This is a genomic window from Pseudomonas sp. p106, assembly GCF_003936645.1.
Classification (GTDB): domain Bacteria; phylum Pseudomonadota; class Gammaproteobacteria; order Pseudomonadales; family Pseudomonadaceae; genus Aquipseudomonas; species Aquipseudomonas putida_E.
Window position 1 is genome coordinate 142,853 of record NZ_RHQR01000006.1, and the last position, 17,901, is coordinate 160,753.

Annotated in this window: 9 protein-coding genes; 2 read left to right on the forward strand and 7 right to left on the reverse strand. The window is 63.0% G+C overall.

Annotation, left to right across the window (positions count from 1 at the left end; genetic code table 11):
- Positions 1 to 165: 165 nt before the first annotated feature.
- Complete coding sequence (locus EGJ09_RS09975) at positions 166 to 5,043, forward strand: NEL-type E3 ubiquitin ligase domain-containing protein (RefSeq protein WP_125923727.1); 4,878 nt, start codon at positions 166 to 168, stop codon at positions 5,041 to 5,043.
- 7 nt (positions 5,044 to 5,050) lie between these two features.
- Here EGJ09_RS09975 and EGJ09_RS09980 read toward each other — a convergent pair whose 3' ends face one another.
- Entirely contained in the window at positions 5,051 to 7,555 is a 2,505-nt protein-coding gene (locus EGJ09_RS09980; protein ID WP_125923728.1) for a UvrD-helicase domain-containing protein, read from the reverse strand.
- A 186-nt stretch (positions 7,556 to 7,741) separates the two neighbouring features.
- On the opposite strand from EGJ09_RS09980, the gene EGJ09_RS09985 reads away from it, so the two are divergent.
- Positions 7,742 to 8,440 carry a pirin family protein gene (locus EGJ09_RS09985; RefSeq protein ID WP_125923729.1) on the forward strand — a complete coding sequence of 233 codons (699 nt, stop codon included), beginning with the start codon at positions 7,742 to 7,744 and terminating at the stop codon, positions 8,438 to 8,440.
- A 39-nt stretch (positions 8,441 to 8,479) separates the two neighbouring features.
- Here EGJ09_RS09985 and pgm read toward each other — a convergent pair whose 3' ends face one another.
- The 6 genes from pgm to EGJ09_RS10015 form a co-directional block, all read right to left on the reverse strand.
- Complete coding sequence (pgm, locus tag EGJ09_RS09990; protein WP_125923730.1) at positions 8,480 to 10,117, reverse strand: phosphoglucomutase (alpha-D-glucose-1,6-bisphosphate-dependent); 1,638 nt, start codon at positions 10,115 to 10,117, stop codon at positions 8,480 to 8,482.
- Between the two features lie 86 nt (positions 10,118 to 10,203).
- Positions 10,204 to 12,465, reverse strand: a complete 2,262-nt coding sequence (locus tag EGJ09_RS09995) for an ATP-dependent DNA helicase (RefSeq protein WP_125923731.1) — start codon at positions 12,463 to 12,465, stop codon at positions 10,204 to 10,206.
- Positions 12,462 to 14,111 (reverse strand): VRR-NUC domain-containing protein, encoded by a 1,650-nt coding sequence (locus EGJ09_RS10000; protein WP_125923732.1) that lies wholly within the window; start codon positions 14,109 to 14,111, stop codon positions 12,462 to 12,464. The genes EGJ09_RS09995 and EGJ09_RS10000 overlap by 4 nt, the downstream gene beginning before the upstream one ends.
- A gap of 112 nt (positions 14,112 to 14,223) precedes the next feature.
- Positions 14,224 to 14,715, reverse strand: a complete 492-nt coding sequence (locus EGJ09_RS10005; protein ID WP_115274579.1) for a GNAT family N-acetyltransferase — start codon at positions 14,713 to 14,715, stop codon at positions 14,224 to 14,226.
- A gap of 62 nt (positions 14,716 to 14,777) precedes the next feature.
- Positions 14,778 to 16,124, reverse strand: coding sequence for an aminotransferase class I/II-fold pyridoxal phosphate-dependent enzyme (locus EGJ09_RS10010; protein WP_125923733.1), 1,347 nt, complete (start codon positions 16,122 to 16,124; stop codon positions 14,778 to 14,780).
- On the reverse strand, positions 16,114 to 17,499 hold the full coding sequence (locus EGJ09_RS10015) for a hypothetical protein (RefSeq protein WP_125923734.1): 1,386 nt from the start codon (positions 17,497 to 17,499) through the stop codon (positions 16,114 to 16,116). Before EGJ09_RS10015 ends, EGJ09_RS10010 begins: the two co-directional genes overlap by 11 nt.
- Between the last annotated feature and the right edge of the window lie 402 nt (positions 17,500 to 17,901).

Sequence of the window (17,901 nt, forward strand, 5' to 3'; positions counted from 1 at the left end):
CACTGGCGCCATGCCTTCACCCCACCATCTCGCAGCGAGGCCTGCCTTGCTGGCCTCTTACCGACCCATGCATGCACGAGACCGACCCTTGCGGGCAACTATCTACCGCACGCCCGCTTCGCCAGCAGTGTCGACTACCGCCTCCACTCATACGAGGCTCATCCCATGCAAAATGCGATTGCCCTGCACCAAGACCTGATCACTCAAGCCCTGCCCGAATGGGCCCGCACCCTGCATCCCACGCATGCCAGAGGCATCGTGCAACGCGCACGCGCGCCCTACGTGGATGAAGATGGCGCGCCTTACAGCTGGTATGCGACCGCGCAGCCAGAGCATCGTGAGCAGTTGCGCATGCTCATCGGGCGACGTGACAGCTGCGTTACCCAACTGAGCAACGCCCTTGTCGGTTTCAAGGACATCACCACGTTCTGCAGCCCTTTGCTGAGCAGCCGGCTGGGTCTGAAAGTGGCCGTGGACAAGGCCCAGTACAACTTCCAGCCTTTCGAGACGGTCATCAACTACGGGCCGGGCACCGGCAGCCTGGAAGTACCGCTGGGTGCGCACCTGCAGGAAGAGACCTTTGTGACCCGCCCCGTAGGCCCTCGTCAGTCGCGCAGCTTGCTTGAAGCCGCCCTGCACAACTTCGAAGGCATCGAACAAGTCGGGCCTTACAGCGGGCTGACCTGCGCGCCCGGCGACGACACGCCCTTGGCCGGCTTGTCCCTGGCGCAATTCGTGCGGCATTGCCGCACACTGGACCTTGGCCAGCAATATCAGGATCACCTGCAGGCCATCTATGAAGGCCCGCACAAGGCGCAAATCAGTCAGCTGTCGATGCGGGCCAGCCAAGAGGAACTGCGCGTTCAGGCGTACATCGCCTCGCTCAAGGGCCTGCTGAGCGCAAAAGGCCTCGCCGCGATCAACGACCTGTGCAATGACGTACCTCAGCCCGCCTACGACGGCCATCGCCTGCATAGCTGGCGTTTGAGCCTGTTCGACATCCCGTTGCACGAGATGCTGTTCATCGGCGCCGATATACCGGATGCAATCACCCCCTGCATCGTCCACCTCCCGGGCGACGAAGAACACCCTGTGCGCGAATACCCCTCCCGTCAGGCTGCTGCCAAGCATTTCCGACAGCGGCTGCTGCACAGCACGTTCCGCGAAACCGTTATCGGGCTTGCCTATAAACGCGACCAGCCCATGCTGGCGGGCAAGCTACGGGACGCACTGTTCGAGATCGATGAGCAAGGCAGGCAACGGCCATGCAAGTCGCCGAGCTTTCACGTCTTGCCATCGCAAACAAGAACCGAGTTGTGGCCAACCCTTTACCGCGCCCACCTTGCCCGCCTCAAGGCCGACGCCAGGGTCCTGGCTGTCCCCACAGCCGATGTCGACGCCGAGGTTCATCAGAGGCACCTGCGGTACTGGCTAGATATGGGCATGAACGTGCTGAACATCGCCGCCTTCTTCGTGCCCGGCCTGAACGCGGTAATGACCGGCGTTTTCGCTTATCAACTGATGGATTCGGTGTTTACCGGCTTTGAGGCCTGGGAAGAAGGTGACACTGCACAAGCACTGGCCCAGGTTGAATCGTTGGTAATCAGCGCTGCCGCGATCGCCGGTTTTGCCGGCGCAGCCAAGGTCATCAAAGCGTCAGGTTTCGTCGATGCCATGCAAGCGGTATGGCATGAAGACCGCCTGCAACTGTGGCATCCGGACATGGGCCCCTATGCCAGTCCGGTCACCCTGCCAACAGAAGGCCAGCCCGATGCACTTGGGCATTACGAGCTCGAGGGCAAACGCTACCTCATGCTGGAAGGCACGCCCTATGAAACGTTCCAGGATCCTGACCAGCAATGGCGCATCCGCCATCCCAGCGCCCCAGCAGCCTACGCGCCCCTGTTACACCATCAGGGTGACGGGCGCTGGCAACTGGCCCATGAGCAGCCTTTGCAGTGGGACGATACGCAGTTGCTGCAGCGGCTTGGCCACTCAAGCCTGGGGCTGGACAGCAGCGAGCTGATCACGGCGATGCGCAGTACGGGTACAGACGCCAGTGTGCTGCGCCGCATGCATGCCAAAGGGCTGCGCCCGCCGGCTCTGCTGGAGGACATGCTGCTGCGCATACGCCTGGACAACGAGGTGCAGAACCTGATCCACCGTGTGCGGCACGGCCTCTCAATGGCTGCCTACAAGAACTATGCGCTGCCGGAACTGGTGCGCCTGCCAGGTTGGCCGCAGGATCACGTGCTCAAGGTATTCATCGGCCCCGAACCGTGGGGCGATGCGGTGCGGTATGGGGCGCTCGACACCCCAGGCGAGATTGAAATCAGCATGACCCGCTCGGATCTGGAGAATGGTCAACTGGGCCATGCAGTCGTAACGCAGCTGGACGAGCGACACGTGCGAGCCATGCTCGGCGACCTGCCTTCCGACCTGTGGGCCTCGGCCCTGAACACCAGGCTGGGTGAACAGCTGCAGAGCCAGCGCGAGGCGATATACCACAGTATGCTGCGCAACCATGCCCAGCCTGCAAGTGACGCGACACAGCCATTGCGCAGGCAGTTCCCCGGTGTACCACCTGGTGCCTTGGAAGAGGTCATCCAGGCGGCCAGCCATACCGAACGCGCACGCCTGGCAACTGGACGTGTGCCGTTACGGATTGCCGAAGAAGCGCGCCAGTTGCAAGCCCGCACGCGGCTGGACCGCGCGATCATTGGTCTTTACCGTCCGCATCTGGCCAATAGCGACAGCCAGCAATTGACCGAAGGCCTGCTGGGCCAGCATCCGCAGGCAAGCGCCGCGCAACTGTTTGAGGTTGCGCTCGCCGACCGCGAAAACTGCGCCGCGCTGATTGGCCAGCAGCCCATCAAACCTGGCTACCGTTCACCTTTGCGCCTTGCCGCCGGCCGTATCGGCTACCCGCTCAGTGGCCGCGGTACCGAGCGCGCGACGCAGCGCCTGCGCGCGCTCTACCCAGAGCTCGACCACAGAGAACTCGGCACGTTGCAATCCGAACTGGCCCAGGCGGGCAACCTGGGTATTCAGATCAGCCGACTGGAAGCCGAGCAACGCACCTTGCGCCAGGACCTGCACAGGTGGGTTGGCGGCGCGAATGAGCTGGACGAGCGGTTCGATCGCTCACACTTTGCCGAGCGGATGCTGGCCGCCTGGAGCCGCGAAGGTGGCGCTGCCCGCGAGACGCTGACGCTGGACCGCATGCAGTTACGCACGCTGCCAACGCTCACGGCGCGCTTGCCGCATATTCGCACCCTTACACTGGAAGGGCTCAGGCTCGAGCGCCTGGAAGGGGATTTTCTGTCATGCTTTCCTGGCCTGCGCACACTCGAGGTGGCCGGCAACCCGGACATGGACGCCGAGGCCTTGTTCCAGGCACTGAAATCGGCACCTGGACTACAAACGCTCAAGCTGAACGGCAATGCTTTGCCGGCCCTCTCGCCCCTGGCTCATGAGGCCCTGGCGGCCATGCCCGGCCTGCGCAACCTCAACCTGCGTAGAAACCGGCTGCAGCTGGACGCTGCCAGCCTCGCCTTGCTGGCTGGCCTACGTCTGGATGTACTGAACCTGGGCAGCAATGCCATTACCCTCGACCAAACCCTGGCCTCGGCCTTCCAGGCCATGATCCATCCCCAGGAACTGCTGCTGGATTTCAACACACTGGGCCATGCTCCCGACGTCAGCTACATGGGCCGCCTGCGCACCCTGAACCTGAACAACTGCGACCTGCGGCAATGGCCAGAAGGGTTGACGCGGCTGATGAGCCAACATCAGTACCAACTGCGTCACCTGGACTTGTCATTCAACCGCATTCGCACCCTGCCCAATCTCGCGGACATCCTGCGCACCCCGTTCGCCCGGGACGTCGCTGCGCGAGCACCCGAGCGGCGCTGGCACCTCAATTACAACACGCTTGAAGCGCAAACCCGTGCGCAACTGCGCGCCAGCGGCGTCCAGGTCTTTGAACACGCACCCGATATGCCTGAATGGCAGACACTGTGGCGCAGTACCGCCTCCACCCACCAGGACCAGCTTTGGACCGATCTGTTCGACCAGGGGGAAAACGGTGAATTGCTGGGGATTCTCGAACGCCTGGTACAGTCAGCCGAGGCGCGGCATGAGCCAGACAGCCTGAGCCGCCGAGTCTGGGCCCTGCTGGAGAAAGCCGGCCGGGACACGGCACTGCGCGAAAGGCTTGCCGACGTGGCGCATGCGTATCCGCCAACCTGCGGTGACGCAGGTGCCGACGCCTTCAGCGCACTGGAGATCGAAGTGCTGGCGCACGAAGCCGCAGGCCATACCGGCGAGCAGGCCAAGACCCTGCTCGCGCTATACCGCAAGCTCTATCGCCGGGACATCGTCAACGAACTGGCCGACCGCATCAGCCTGAGAAGGACATTGCGCAAGCAGGCGCTGCAAGAGGGTATGTTCGATGCGGATCTGCCACAGTACGACTCACTGGATGATCCGGCCGCGTTTCCTGACGTCGAACTGGAAACCGGGCTGGTCGACGATATCGAAGTCCGCCTTGCCTTGCGTCAGTCCCTTGCAACCCGGCTGGACTTCCCTGAACCCAGCCGCGGCATGCTCTACCGGGACACGGCCAGGATCAACAGCACCATCATCGAGAAGGTACACAGCGCAGTGCTTGCCCAGGATGCCAGAACCGATACTCGGCAGGCTTGGATACTTGGGCAGGCCGGCTGGGTGCACTACCTCAAGCGTCACAATGCCGAAGCATTCAGCCTGCTCACCGATTTCTGGCGAGTGGGCCATGACTACCTGTTCCATTGCCTGGACGGCAGCCATGAACCGGTAGCCCGCCTGGACAGCTCGGTACTTGAAGCCCTGTTGCCTGTGCTGCCGCAGAACCCGCTGGACGAAAACGGACTGCTGCGGCGTGTGCCGCTCAATGACGGCCAGTTCGACCACGCCATGCGCGCCTTGAACGAGGAGCAGCAAAAGGTCGAGCACGGCCTGCTGCTCAGCCTCACCCGGCAGGCCGAAACCCTCGCTGGCTAAGCCGCGATCATTGGCCGCGCAAGTCTTCGAAGAAGGCCTGCCGGCCGTCCACCTGGCTCGAAGCCCGTGGCGCAGCGGCCGCTTCGCCGCTGGCTGCCTCGACATGCCAATAGCAGTGTCTGGCGGCGCGCGTGACCGCCACGTAGGCCAGGCGCTGTACCTCTTCCTTCTGCGCTGTATCGAACGGCTGGGCATCACCGGCCCGGCCAAGGCCGGCCTGGCGATACACCTGGTTCTTGTATGGCGAGCTGGTCAGGTACTGGCAGTCGCCGAGCATGAACACTGCATCGGCCTGCAGCCCCTTGGCGCTGTGGTACGTCAGCTGACGCAGACGCCTTTGTTCGGGCGGCAATGCCGCTTCGCCTTGCAGCACGCCGGCCAGATGCTCGCTCATCAAGGCTTTATCGGCGCCCTTGCGGTACAGCATCATCACCGATTCGCCACGCTGGTAATGCTCGATCAGCGTCTGGCCAAGCACCGCTTCGTCACGTTCGCACACCTTGACTGCCGACACCGGCAACTCGGCAGCAGGGCCCGCGGCCCGGGCCTTCTTGCCAGTGATCGATGGCGCTCCCTTGACCAGATGCTCGGCAGCATCGATGACCAGTTGCTGACAACGGTAATTGTCGACCAGCATCACCCGGGTATTGGCCGGCGAAGGGAAGGTCTTGGTGAACTCCATGAAGTACTTGGGCGAACTGCCACGCCAGCCATAGATCGACTGCCAATCGTCACCCACACACAGCAGCGAAGAGTACTGGGCGTTACGGCCGGTGTGCATGGCCGCTCCGCGGCGGCGGATCTCCGCGAGGCTGGCGCGCAGCCAGCTGACGATCTGCGGCGATACATCCTGGAATTCGTCGATCATCAGATGCGCCAACGGCCTGAGCATCGGGTCTGGCAGCAATTGCAGGTTCTCCGGGTTGTTCTCACCGAACAGGGCGAACATGCGGTTGTAGCTCATCACCGGCGGCGACTGGTTGAGCAGGTGCGCCTCGAGGGCTTTCCAGTACAGTGCCAGGGCCTCGAAGAACAAGGCATCGCTGTCGCCGGACGGGAAACTCATCGCCGCCACGGCGCTGTTGACCTCAAGGCCCAGGTTTTCGATGAAGTTGGCGGCACCGACGAAAGCATCGAGCAACGGTGCCGGGGCCAACTCGCCCTTGACCTTGTACTCGAATCCAGGGCCCGCGACCGCGTCGCCTGCCAGCGAGGCGGCCAGGCGCCGGGCCATGGCATAGTTGTCCAGCCAGATCAGCGGCCTGTCGCAGAACGCCTGCAGCAACGTGCGCTTGACCGCCCATTCGGCGCGCACCGTAAGCTTGGCCCCCGGGCGCTGGTACTGTGCGCTTTCCGACGGGTCGAAACCGAGCACAACCCAGGCATCCAGGCCTTCCAGACGGCCATGCACATGGAAGCGGCTGCCCCGGATGTCGACCGTTTCACGGCACGGCTCAATGCCCTTGATCGGCCACACGCCCGCCGCGAACCACAGGTCCTCGATCACGTCGCACAGCTCTTCGTCGCGCTGGGCAGCCAGTTGCGTCACCTGCACGCGCTTCTGCACATCGGGGTGGTCCGGGTCCAGCGGCTTGAGCTGCAAGGCTTCACGTCGCAGAGTCGCGATGATTTCGGCAAAGCGCGGATTTTCGGCTAGCAGGTCGCGATAGCAAAGATTGAGCTGCTGGCGCTGGGCGTCGTTCAGGCGCAGGTCAAACGGGTTGCTCTCGGCCTCCGCCTCACGCCCCTCTGGCATGTCGTTGCCCAGGGTCTCGAATGCTCGCACCTGGCCGAAACCCGGCAGGCTGCGGACCAGCGGCAGAATGCGCGAGTGAAAGGTACGTACCAGCTCGCGCGCACGCGCCGGTGGCAGGTCGAGCTGCCAGAGCGAGAACACCTGCACCAGGCGCTTGATGAAGTCCTTGCGCGATTCACGGGTGAAGGTGACCACCGTCATCGCGTCCAGCTCATAGCCAAGGTAATGGCGCAACAGCAGGATGCGCAGCACCAGCGAAGTGGACTTGCCAGCCCCGGCCCCGGCCACCACGCAAGTGGACGGCGTGTCACTGAATATCAGCTTCCACTGGGCGGCACTGGGCTGCGCCTCGGCGGGCAGGCGCTGGGCTACATCGGCCTTGAAGCGCTTCTTGAGCTCAGTGGTCAGTGGTAGGCGCCAGTCGTCGAACAACCGGTCATCCTGACCGGGTACGGCGGCGGCATCAGGGCGTGAATCGCGAATCACCAGTACCTGGCGCCCCGCCTCGTAGCCTTCCACCCGTCCACGCTCGAAACCTTCGCGCATGCCATCAGCGTGGCCGCTGCGCTGGCCGGTGGCATGGCCCAGGAACCAGGAGTCGCGGTGTTGCGCCTGCAAGCGGCTCAGCCCACGGCCCAAAAGCCGTGCAGCCAGGCGGCGAAGCCAGGGCAATTGTGCGGGCGGGGTCAGTTCGGCAGGGGCCTGGGGTTGCTCGTGGGCCACGGTCACTCCGTTGAAAATCGAATCAGCGTGCATGTTCGCCGCATCGGCAAAAAATCGCCAGCGAATGCTTGCAGATCAGTGGATTAGGCGATGAATCGCACAATTCACATTGCCCAGAACAATTTAATTAAACGATGATAATTAGCCGATATTTACGCTTATTTTCGATCTTTCTTTGAAGCATCATGAGCCCATTCCACCCATTCAAGGAGCACGATCATGCTGCAACTGCGACCTTTCGAAGGCCTTGGCCACGCCAACCACGGCTGGCTCGACGCCCATCACCATTTCTCGTTTGCCGAATACCATGACCCGGCGCGTATGCACTGGGGCAACCTGCGCGTATGGAACGATGACCTGATCGCCGCCGGCAGCGGGTTCCCACCGCATCCACACCGCGACATGGAAATCATCACCTATGTGCGTGAAGGCGCCATCACTCACCAGGACAGCCTGGGCAACAAAGGCCGCACCGAGGCCGGCGATGTACAGGTCATGAGTGCCGGTACCGGCATCGTGCACAGCGAGTACAACCTGGAAGACATCGATACCCGTATTTTCCAGATCTGGATCGTGCCGGAACGCGTTGGCGATGCGCCGTCATGGGGGACCAGGCCGTTCCCCAAAGGCGAGCGTGGTGAAGGCTTCGTGACCCTGGCCAGCGGCCGGGCGGGCGATGAAGAAAGCTTGCAGATCCGCACCGATGCGCGCCTGGTAGCGGCAACCCTGCGGGCAGGCGAAACGGCCGAGTACCGCTTCGATGCAGGGCGTCGAGGGTATCTGGTGCCGGCCAAGGGCCTGGTCGAGGTCAATGGGCTGCGGGCCAAAGGCCGCGATGGCGTGGCGATCGAGCAGGAAGACGTGCTGCGGGTGACCGCAATCGAGGACAGTGAGATCGTGCTGGTCGATGTGGCTTGAACAAGCAGGGCCGCGCTGCGGCCCTGCTTCACAGGTCAATCAGGCAATCGCGGCATCCACCAGTACCTGCGCCTCTGCCACCAGGCGTTGCAGGTGCGCCTCGTCGATAAAGCTCTCGGCGTAGATCTTGTAGATGTCCTCGGTGCCCGAAGGCCGCGCGGCAAACCAGCCGTTGGCGGTCATCACCTTCAGGCCCCCGATGGCCTGGCCATTGCCGGGCGCGTGGCTGAGGATCTGCTCGATGGGCTCTCCAGCCAGCTCGGTCGACTTGACCTGCTCCGGCGCCAACTTGCTCAGCAATGCCTTCTGCCGCGCATCGGCCTTCGCTTCCACACGGGTAGCGAACGGCTTGCCCAGCGCCGCCGTGAGGTCGGCATAGGCCTGGCTTGGATTACGGCCGGTGCGTGCAGTCATCTCGGCGGCCAGCAGCGCCGGAATCAAGCCATCCTTGTCGGTAGCCCAGACCGTACCGTCCTTGCGCAGGAACGAGGCGCCGGCGCTTTCTTCGCCGCCAAAGCCCAACGAGCCGTCGAACAGCCCCTGGGCAAAGTACTTGAAGCCCACCGGCACTTCATACAACTCACGGCCCAGGCGCGCGGTAACACGGTCGATCAGGCCGCTGGACACCACCGTCTTGCCCACGGCAGCGTCACTGCGCCACTGCGGACGGTGGCGGTACAGGTAGTCGATGGCCACGGCCAAGTAGTTGTTTGGCTGCAACAGGCCATCGGCGGTGACGATCCCATGGCGGTCGTGGTCCGGGTCGCAGGCAAACGCCACATCGAAGCGCTCGCGCAGGCCGATCAGGCCTTGCATGGCATATGGCGACGAAGGGTCCATGCGGATCTGGCCGTCCCAGTCGACGGTCATGAAGCGGAAGGTCGGGTCGACCTCGGTGTTGACCACTTCCAGGTTCAGCTTGTAGTGCTCGGCGATCGCCGACCAGTAACGCACCCCTGCCCCACCCAGCGGGTCAACGCCCAGGCGCAGGTTGGCGCTGCGGATGACGTCGAAGTCGATGACGTTTTCCAGGTCGGCAACGTAATGGCTGACATAGTCGTGGCGCTGGGTGGTCGGGGCCTGGAGGGCCTGCGCATGGTCCATGCGCTTGACGCCGGCAAGGCCTGCGGCCAGCAGTTCGTTGGCCTTGGCCTCGACCCACTTGGTCACATCGCTGTCAGCCGGGCCACCGTTGGGCGGGTTGTATTTGAAACCACCGCTCTGCGGCGGGTTGTGCGAGGGGGTGATGACGATGCCATCGGCCAGCCCGCCATCGCGGCCACGGTTGTAGCACAGGATGGCGTGGGACACCGCAGGCGTCGGGGTGTATTCATCGTCCTTGGACAGCATTACCTGCACGCCATTGGCGGCCAGCACTTCCAGGGCACTGGCGGCTGCCGGCGCGGACAGCGCGTGGGTATCGGCACCGATGAACAACGGGCCGTCGATGCCCTTTTCCTGGCGGTACAGGCAGATGGCCTGGGTGATCGCCAGCACGTGGTCTTCGTTGAAACTCAGGTCGAACGAACTGCCCCGGTGGCCCGAGGTGCCGAAGGCCACGCGCTGGGCCGCTACGGCAGCGTCGGGGCGGCCGGTGTAGTAAGCGGTGAGCAGGCGGGGAATATCGACCAGCACGCTGGCCGGAGCCGGCTTGCCTGCCAAAGGACTGAGCGTCATGCAGAAACCTCGAGTTCAACGGATGTTGGAGTTGGAACACGCAGTGTACTGGGAGTTGCAACGAGGTGCGAAGGCCTTGCCGACGATTATTCGCGGGCTATCTGCCACCAGCTGGGGAACATCTGCTGCACATGCGGCTCGGCGAAGCGCTGATCGATCAACACCAGCACGCCGCGGTCCTGATCGCCGCGAATCACCCGGCCTGCAGCCTGGATCACCTTGCGTACGCCGGGGTACAGGTAGACGTAGTCGAAACCAGCGCCGAACTGGCGGCCCAGCCGCTGTTTGAACTGTTCGTTGACCGGGTTGACCTGGGGTAACCCGAGGGTGGCGACGAATGCACCGATCAGCCGGTTGCCCGGCAGGTCGACACCTTCGCCAAAGGCACCGCCCAGCACGGCAAACCCGACGCCCTGGCCGTCTGCGGCAAAGCGCGCAAGAAAATCCTGGCGTGCTGTTTCGTCCATGCCTGGTGCCTGAGCCCAGGCCGAGATCGCCGGGTGCTGCTCGGCCAGCAGCGCATACACCTGCTGCAAGTATTCGAAACTGCTGAAGAACGCCAGGTAGTTGCCGGGTTGGCGCTGGTACTGCTCGGCGATCAGCGCAACGATCGGTGCCAGCGAGGCCCGACGTTCGTGATAACGGGTAGAGACCTGGCTGGCGATGCGCACTTCGAGCTGTTCGGCGCGAAACGGCGCCGCCACCTCAAGCCACGCTGTATCCGGTGGCATGCCGAGCAGGTCGGTGTAGAAATGCCGGGGGCTGAGCGTGGCCGAGAACAACGTCACGCTGCGCGCTGCCTGTATGCGCGGGCCGAGCAGTTTGGCGGGCGTTACGTTGCGCAGGCACAAGGTGGCTAGGCGCCGCTGGCGCGGGCCTTCGCGCAGGCTCACATCGAACAGGAAATGCTCATCGAACAGCTCGGCGACCCGGTTGAACTGCAGCGCCTGAAAATAGAACTGCAGGATGTGTGTATCCACTTCGACGGGCGACTCGTTCAAGCGTTCCTGGATCAGCCCGATGCATTGCTGCAGCGCACGTAGAAAGGCGTCCGGCAACTGCCCGGTGGCCAGATAAGGCGCTCGCTGCGCCTTGTACAGGGCATTCCATTGGCGGTTCAGCCGGTCCAGCGCGCTGGCCAGCCCTGGCGGTTTGCGCTGGCGCAGCGCCAGCAATTGCCCCTGGTCGAGGCTGGCGCTGTACATGCCGCGGCCACGCTCCACCAGGTTATGAGCCTCGTCGACCAGCACCGCAACGCGCCATTGGTTGGCCTGTGTCAGGCCGAACAGCAGGGCATGAGCGTCAAAGTAATAGTTGTAGTCGGCCACCAGTACATCGACCCAGCGCGCCATTTCCTGCCCCAGGTAGTACGGGCAGACCTGGTGTTGCAGGGCCACCTCGCGCAGGTTCGCGCGGTCCAGCAACGGCAACCGGGCAGCAGCCTCACGCGCCGCCGGCAGGCGGTCGTAGAAGCCTTGGGCCAATGGGCAGGCGTCGCCATGGCAGGCTTTGTCGGGGTGCTCGCAGGCCTTGTCGCGGGCAATCAGCTCCAGAGTGCGCAGCGCGGGCTGCGGCGTGGCCCGGGTAATCTGTTGCAGGGCATCCAGCGCCAGTGCTCGGCCTGGGGTCTTGGCGGTCAGGAAAAACACTTTGTCGAGTTGTTGCGGCACCATGGCCTTGAGCAACGGGAACAGCGTGCCGAGGGTCTTGCCGATACCGGTGCTGGCCTGGGCCATCAGGCAGCGCCCGGTGCTGACCGCCTTGTACAGGGTTTCGGCCAGTTGCCGCTGGCCTTGGCGAAACTGCGGGTAAGGAAAGCCCAGGCTCTGCAGCCCGCGGTCACGCTCGGCCAGGCGCTGCGTTTGCCCTTGGGCCCAGGCCAGAAAACACAGGCATTGGGTTTCGAAAAAAGCTTGCAGCTCGACGGCGCTGTAATGCTCGCTGATCAAGGTCTGGCCGTCGTTGTCCACGTTCAGGTAAACCAGCGCCACCTCGATGGCGGGCAACTGCCGCGCCTGGCACAGCAGCCAGGCATAGACCTTGGCCTGCGCCCAGTGCAGTTGGCGATGATTGGCCGGTTGACGGGCCAGGTCACCACGGTAGGTCTTGATCTCTTCAAGACGGTTTGCGGCGGGGTCATAACCGTCGGCGCGGCCGCGCACCTGCAAGCCCTGATAAGCGCCTTCGAGTGCGACCTCCGCCTCGTACCCGGCGGCCCGCCTGGCCACCACCCGGCGATGGCCCTCGATGCCCTCCTGGGCAGTGGGCGACGGCGTGAAGCGCAGGTCGAGGTCACCGGCCTTGGCAGTGAACTCACACAAAGCGCGCACCGCCACGCGGTAGCTCACTCGCCCTCGCTCCAGCGCACATGACAGACAGCCACCGGCAAGCCGTGCTCGGCGCAGAATGCCAGCCACCGCAACTGGTTGTCCTGCAGGCGGTCGCCCGGGCCTTTGACCTCGACCATGCGGTAACGCCCCTGCTCCGGCCAGAACTGAATCAGGTCAGGCATGCCGGTGCGGTTGTTACGTATGTCCTGCAACAGGCGCAGGAAACACTGCTTGAGGTGCGCCGCGGGCAGGCAGGCCAATGCCTGCACGAGCAAGGCATGGTTGAGCATCTGCCAGAACACGAACGGCGATTGCAGCCCTTGCTTGGCGGCATAGCAGTCGAGGATGGCCTGCTGATGCGAGCCGTCGTCGAGCCGGCCCAGACAAGCATCGAACTGTACGGCGCGCCGCTGCTGGAAGTCGCAGTCGTGCAGGTCTTGCGGTGCAGCCTGGAAGGGGTTGAAGAACGCGCCGGGAATCGGGGCGAAGATCGCGTCCCAGCACAACAGCCCGAACAGGCTGGTGAGCAGCGTGTTCTCGACGTAGTGAACCTGCCCGCCTGCTTGCGCCAGGTGCTGCCGAACAGCCTCCTCGACACCCAACGCGGCCTGCTCGCGAGGCAGCTCGAGCTCGATCACCTGCGCGGGTGTGGCACGCCGCCGGCGCTGCGCCGGCCCGCCCAGCTTGCGCACCAGGCGCGGCAACATGCGCTCAAGCGCCTGCACTTCCAGGGCATTGGCAGGCGCTTGGGCCAGGTGCAGGGCCAGGGCATGCGCCTCTTGCCAGCGCTCGCTGCGCTCCAGCACCCGCACCTGGCGGATGCGCGCTTGCGCATGGCTGCTCTGGGCATACACCGTCAATGCCAGGTCCCAGTCGCCAAGGCGCTCGCACTGCTGGCCCAGAGCAAACAGCAAGCGCGCGTGACGGCGGGCCAGCCAGGGGTTGTCGCTGCGCCAGCCCGCCAACGCCTGAAGGATCGACGCAGGCGCCTCAGCCAACTCCAGACGCTCGGCGCACTGGTGCAAAGCCATGGCCAGGTCGACGTCGCTGCGCTGCTGCAAGGCACGCGAGGCGGGGCTGAATGGCACTTGCTCGAAACGCAGCACGCCCAGGTCGGCAAGGACAAAATCGGACCAGTCCTGGTACAGGTTGCCAAAGAACAGCAGACGCATGCGATCGCACAGCGGCTGCAGGCACCACTGCACGATGCCCACCGGGGCACTGGCGAACCAATCGGACAGTGACCTGGGCGCCAGCTCCAAGGCTTGAAGTTGCGCGAGCAGATCGCTTTTGGCCGCACGCGGTCGGCTCAGAAGGCCTGCAAAACCGCTGGCCAGCTCCTCCTTGCGCAGCAGGGCGAACAACTGTTCCAGGCTCAACTGCTCGGGTTCACGCACCCAGCCCAACGCCTGCAGTGGCTGCAAGGCCGCACGCGTATCGCCGATCTCGGCATAAACCAGCCGGTCACTGCGAAACAGCTCGCCCTTGCGCATCACCATGCGCACCAGCAGCGCCTGGGCTGGCTCTTCGAGCCTGGCAAAAGCATGGATGAAAGCCAGCTCCTGGGTATCGAGCAGGTCGGCATAGCGGTGTTCGACCCACAGCAGTACCTTGCGGAAGTTATGCAGGTAGTAGAGCGGGTCGTCGACGGAATGGGCGATCACAGGGCGGGGTCGGGCAGCAGGAACGGACACTGTTTATACATACAGATAACGCCTGCTGGCAAGCCCCGTGGGTCAGGCTGGCAAACAACCGACCAATGGCGCTTGAGCCACGTCAGAGCGCCATGACCATCTCATGCCAGGCCATGCCGCCGTGGTCCGAGGGCGATGGCTTCACGTACTGGTAGCCCATCTTGCGGTACAACTCGACATGCTGCTGCTTGCACATCAGGTGGATGGTGCGCTTCTCGAGCGCAGCCATCCGCTGCACGAACGTATTCATCAGCAGTTTCGCGTAACCCTTGCCCTGACAAGCCGGGTCCACCACGACGGACATGATCACCACGTTCGCTGCCGCCGGGTCATGGCCTACCAGCTCCTTGAAGGCCTCATCGGACATCACCACCTCGTGGGCACAGCCACTGTTGATGAACCCCACGACCTTGCCGTCGACCTCAAGCAGGAGGAAACCCTCTGGGTACTGCGCGATACGGGTGCGGATCTTTTCAAGGGTCGCGGCTTCATCCCCCTCGTACGCGCCAATTTCAATCTCGTAGCAGCGTTCGGCATCCTGGGGAACAGGTTGGCGAAAATGTGGGGTGCCCATGCAGAGGCTCCTGAATATGAATGAACAGGGCACCATGATACGTGACACGCCAGGGCTGGCGATCAGCTTTTGCTGCCAGCCTGCCGTCCTCGACGCGGCGCCAGCACCTGTTTCAACCGGTAGAGCGCCTCGCTCAGCGCTTCTGGCCGGTCGCCTGCCCAGGTGAGCGCCAGGTAGTGCTGATAACGCCCCTGCACGCTGAACCGCGCACCTGCCAGTACTTGCAAGGCCGGACCAGACAAAGCTGGCGAAACGCGATCCAAGGCGATTGGCTCAAGCATGCGCACCCACAGGACATACCCCCCGTCAGGCATGTCAAAGGCCAGCTTCCCGCCCAGGCAAACATTGAGTTGATGGCATAAATGCTCCATACGCTTGCGCAGCTCCAGCCGACGTCGGCTCAATTGCCCGTCGACCTCGCCGTTGCTGAGCATCTGCGCCAAGGCCTGCTGACGCACAGGAGGTAGCTGGAAGCCTCGTCGGGAAAACCCTTCGGCAAGGGTGCCATGCAGGCCCAGCACATACGCATAGGGGGCCTCGGCACCGACCAACGCTTGCAGCGACCCCAGCACCAACAGCCACCGCTGGTCGACCCAGTCACGCAAACGTGCCCCCGGAGGGGTGTCGAAACAGTGCTCGCTGTCCAGATCGTTTTCCAGCAGCCAGACAGGATGCGAGGCCAGCAAATGGGCAATCTGCCGCTGGTCCTGTTGCGACATCAACCGTCCCGTAGGCATGCCAAGGCATGACGGCATGACCATCATGCGCACCGACTCACGCCCCAACAGGCGAGCCAGGCTGCCGAGGTCAGGGCTGCCGTGGTCGTTAACGGGCATCTCCAGCACATGCAAGCCAAAGCGCTGCAAAACCCTCAGCAAACGCCAGCAGCACGGCGATGCGACCAGCACCGTGCTGCCCTGCAACGCCAATGCTTCGAGCAGCGTTTCCAGCAAAGCCTGCATGTCGGGCCCCAGGTGCACATCTTCAGCACGCCAGGATTGCCGGGACGATCGAGTGTAACGTTCGGCCAATACATGCCGCAGGCGAACCTCTCCCGAGCTCTGGGTACCGGGCAATGAACGTGCACGCTGTCGCGCCAGCCGTCTTTCGTGAGCGAACAACGCACGCTCCATCGCTGGATGCGCCAGCATGGCCTGGTCCGACTCTGCAGTGGCCGTCACGCCGGTGATGGCACCGGCCGGCACAAAGTACCCGGATTTAGGCACCGACAGCACCCGCCCTTCATGTTCCAACAACCCGTAGGCTGTTTGTACAGTGGCCAGTGAAACGCGCAGGTGCCGCGACAGGGCACGCAGTGAGGGCAAACGGCGCTCCCCTCCCCGCGCGGCCTCATCGATAAGCGCTTGCAGATATCGATACACCGTCTGGTAAGCGAATTCACGCCCCATCAGGTAAGCCCCCACAGGCAGTCAAACCAGCAGCGGGCCGGCAGGCCAGTAGCGCCAGATGCACATCACGCCGTGCCAGGTTTGCCAGCAAGGGCAAGGCGCTGTGATGCAAACGCCCTTCGTAAATAGCTCGCAATTGAGCAAGGGACAAACCACTGATGTTTACCAACCAATCCTTGACGGGATCGGGACAAGGTTTGCCCTGCATGACGCGATGCAGATAAGGCAGTGCCACCAGCATATCGGCGTGGCAGCATTGCAGAAAGCGCTCCAACCTGCGCCCCTTGTTGGCGAATGGGCTGTGGAACATGCAAACGAGCTGAGTGTGCTCAAGGCCATAGGCCTTGGCAAAACGGCTTTGCTGCGATGCCTGTGCTAGCGCCCTTTCGCAATGCAGACGCGGCGCCGGGCCTGACTCAACAGGAGCATTGCAGCGCGACCGCAGCTCATGCAACTGGGCCAACGCCAGCGGGTCGAGAAAACTGGCCAGTGGCATGGTCTTCTGCACAGGCTCGAAGTGGCACTCCATCATCAAGTCCAGCTCACCTTCACTCAGTAGCTGGGGCAACAGGTCGTCGAGGGTAATCAGCCTGACCGGAAGGTCCGAGTGACGCTCGGTAACCGGTTTTTCCGGCTCGCCAAGTGAAGTGCCGGCCGTGTTGTGCAACTGACTCAACCGCTCGGCAAGCGTCGCCATGCACTGATGCAGGTTCGCCCTCCCCCCGTCACCGGCCTGGCGCAGACCCCTGCGGGCCCACGCCAGGTAACGCAGGCGCTGTCGCGCAGGCATGGCGGTGACCATTGCATCGACTGCCGGCTGGCCGTCAAGCGCCAGACACAGCGCTGCACCCAGTTCCAGGTGCATGCGACTGCCCAAAAGTGCTTCGGGCCGCGCATCGACAAGATGACCGAACACAAGCAAGGCGTCGCGCGCCAGCGCCCAGGGTTCGAGCGCCAGATAGGGCCTTCGGCTGAACGAAACCACCTGCCCGGCTTCGAGCATCTGGAGCTGCACCCGTGGATCGTCATGCAGAAACAAGGTACTGAACACACGCTCATGTTGCTCAAGAAGCGCGTTGCTGGCCGCGGGTAAGCACACCGCCACTACCTGCAACTGAAAGGTGACAGGTGCACGCTGGGCAATACTCAACTGGGCCGCACGCAAGACCGCCAGCAGCCGGGCGCTATGGCAGTCTGCGCCTAGCAGCACGAGCAACCTGAACGTACCGATATATTCCGGGCCACCTGCGGCTACCAGCAAACGCTGGACCAACAGCTGCAAAGAGGCGCGCTGGACCTGGGACATATGGCCCAACACGCGATCCAGCACCTGTTGGTAAATATGGTGCATAGCTTGGTCGTGGATATTGCTCACATGTCACCTCACTACTTCATTCTTTCCACCGCCAACAATGCACTTTTTCATGAATCAATAGGTGGCGAATCAAGCCTGAAGAAATTTCCTACAAAACTTTAAGAGAAATTGAAGTGACGAATTACTGTCGCCATGCCATTGAGAGAAATGAACCCCTGCGTGAGCCCTCCGCCGCGCCAAAACACCAAAAACCAGGGTTGATCTTCTCCATTGCACGCTCCTTGCGTAAAGCATCATTACGCCATTATCAAGCGTTGCTCAACGATTAACAGATACAGACGCCGGTAAAAAAACCATTCAGCCGAATGGCAACTCACTGTGCGCTCGACACGGGGAAGTTTTCAAAGAGAAAGACTTTTCAAGGCATTTGCATGCACGCGAGGTGGCAATATTTTTTTATGT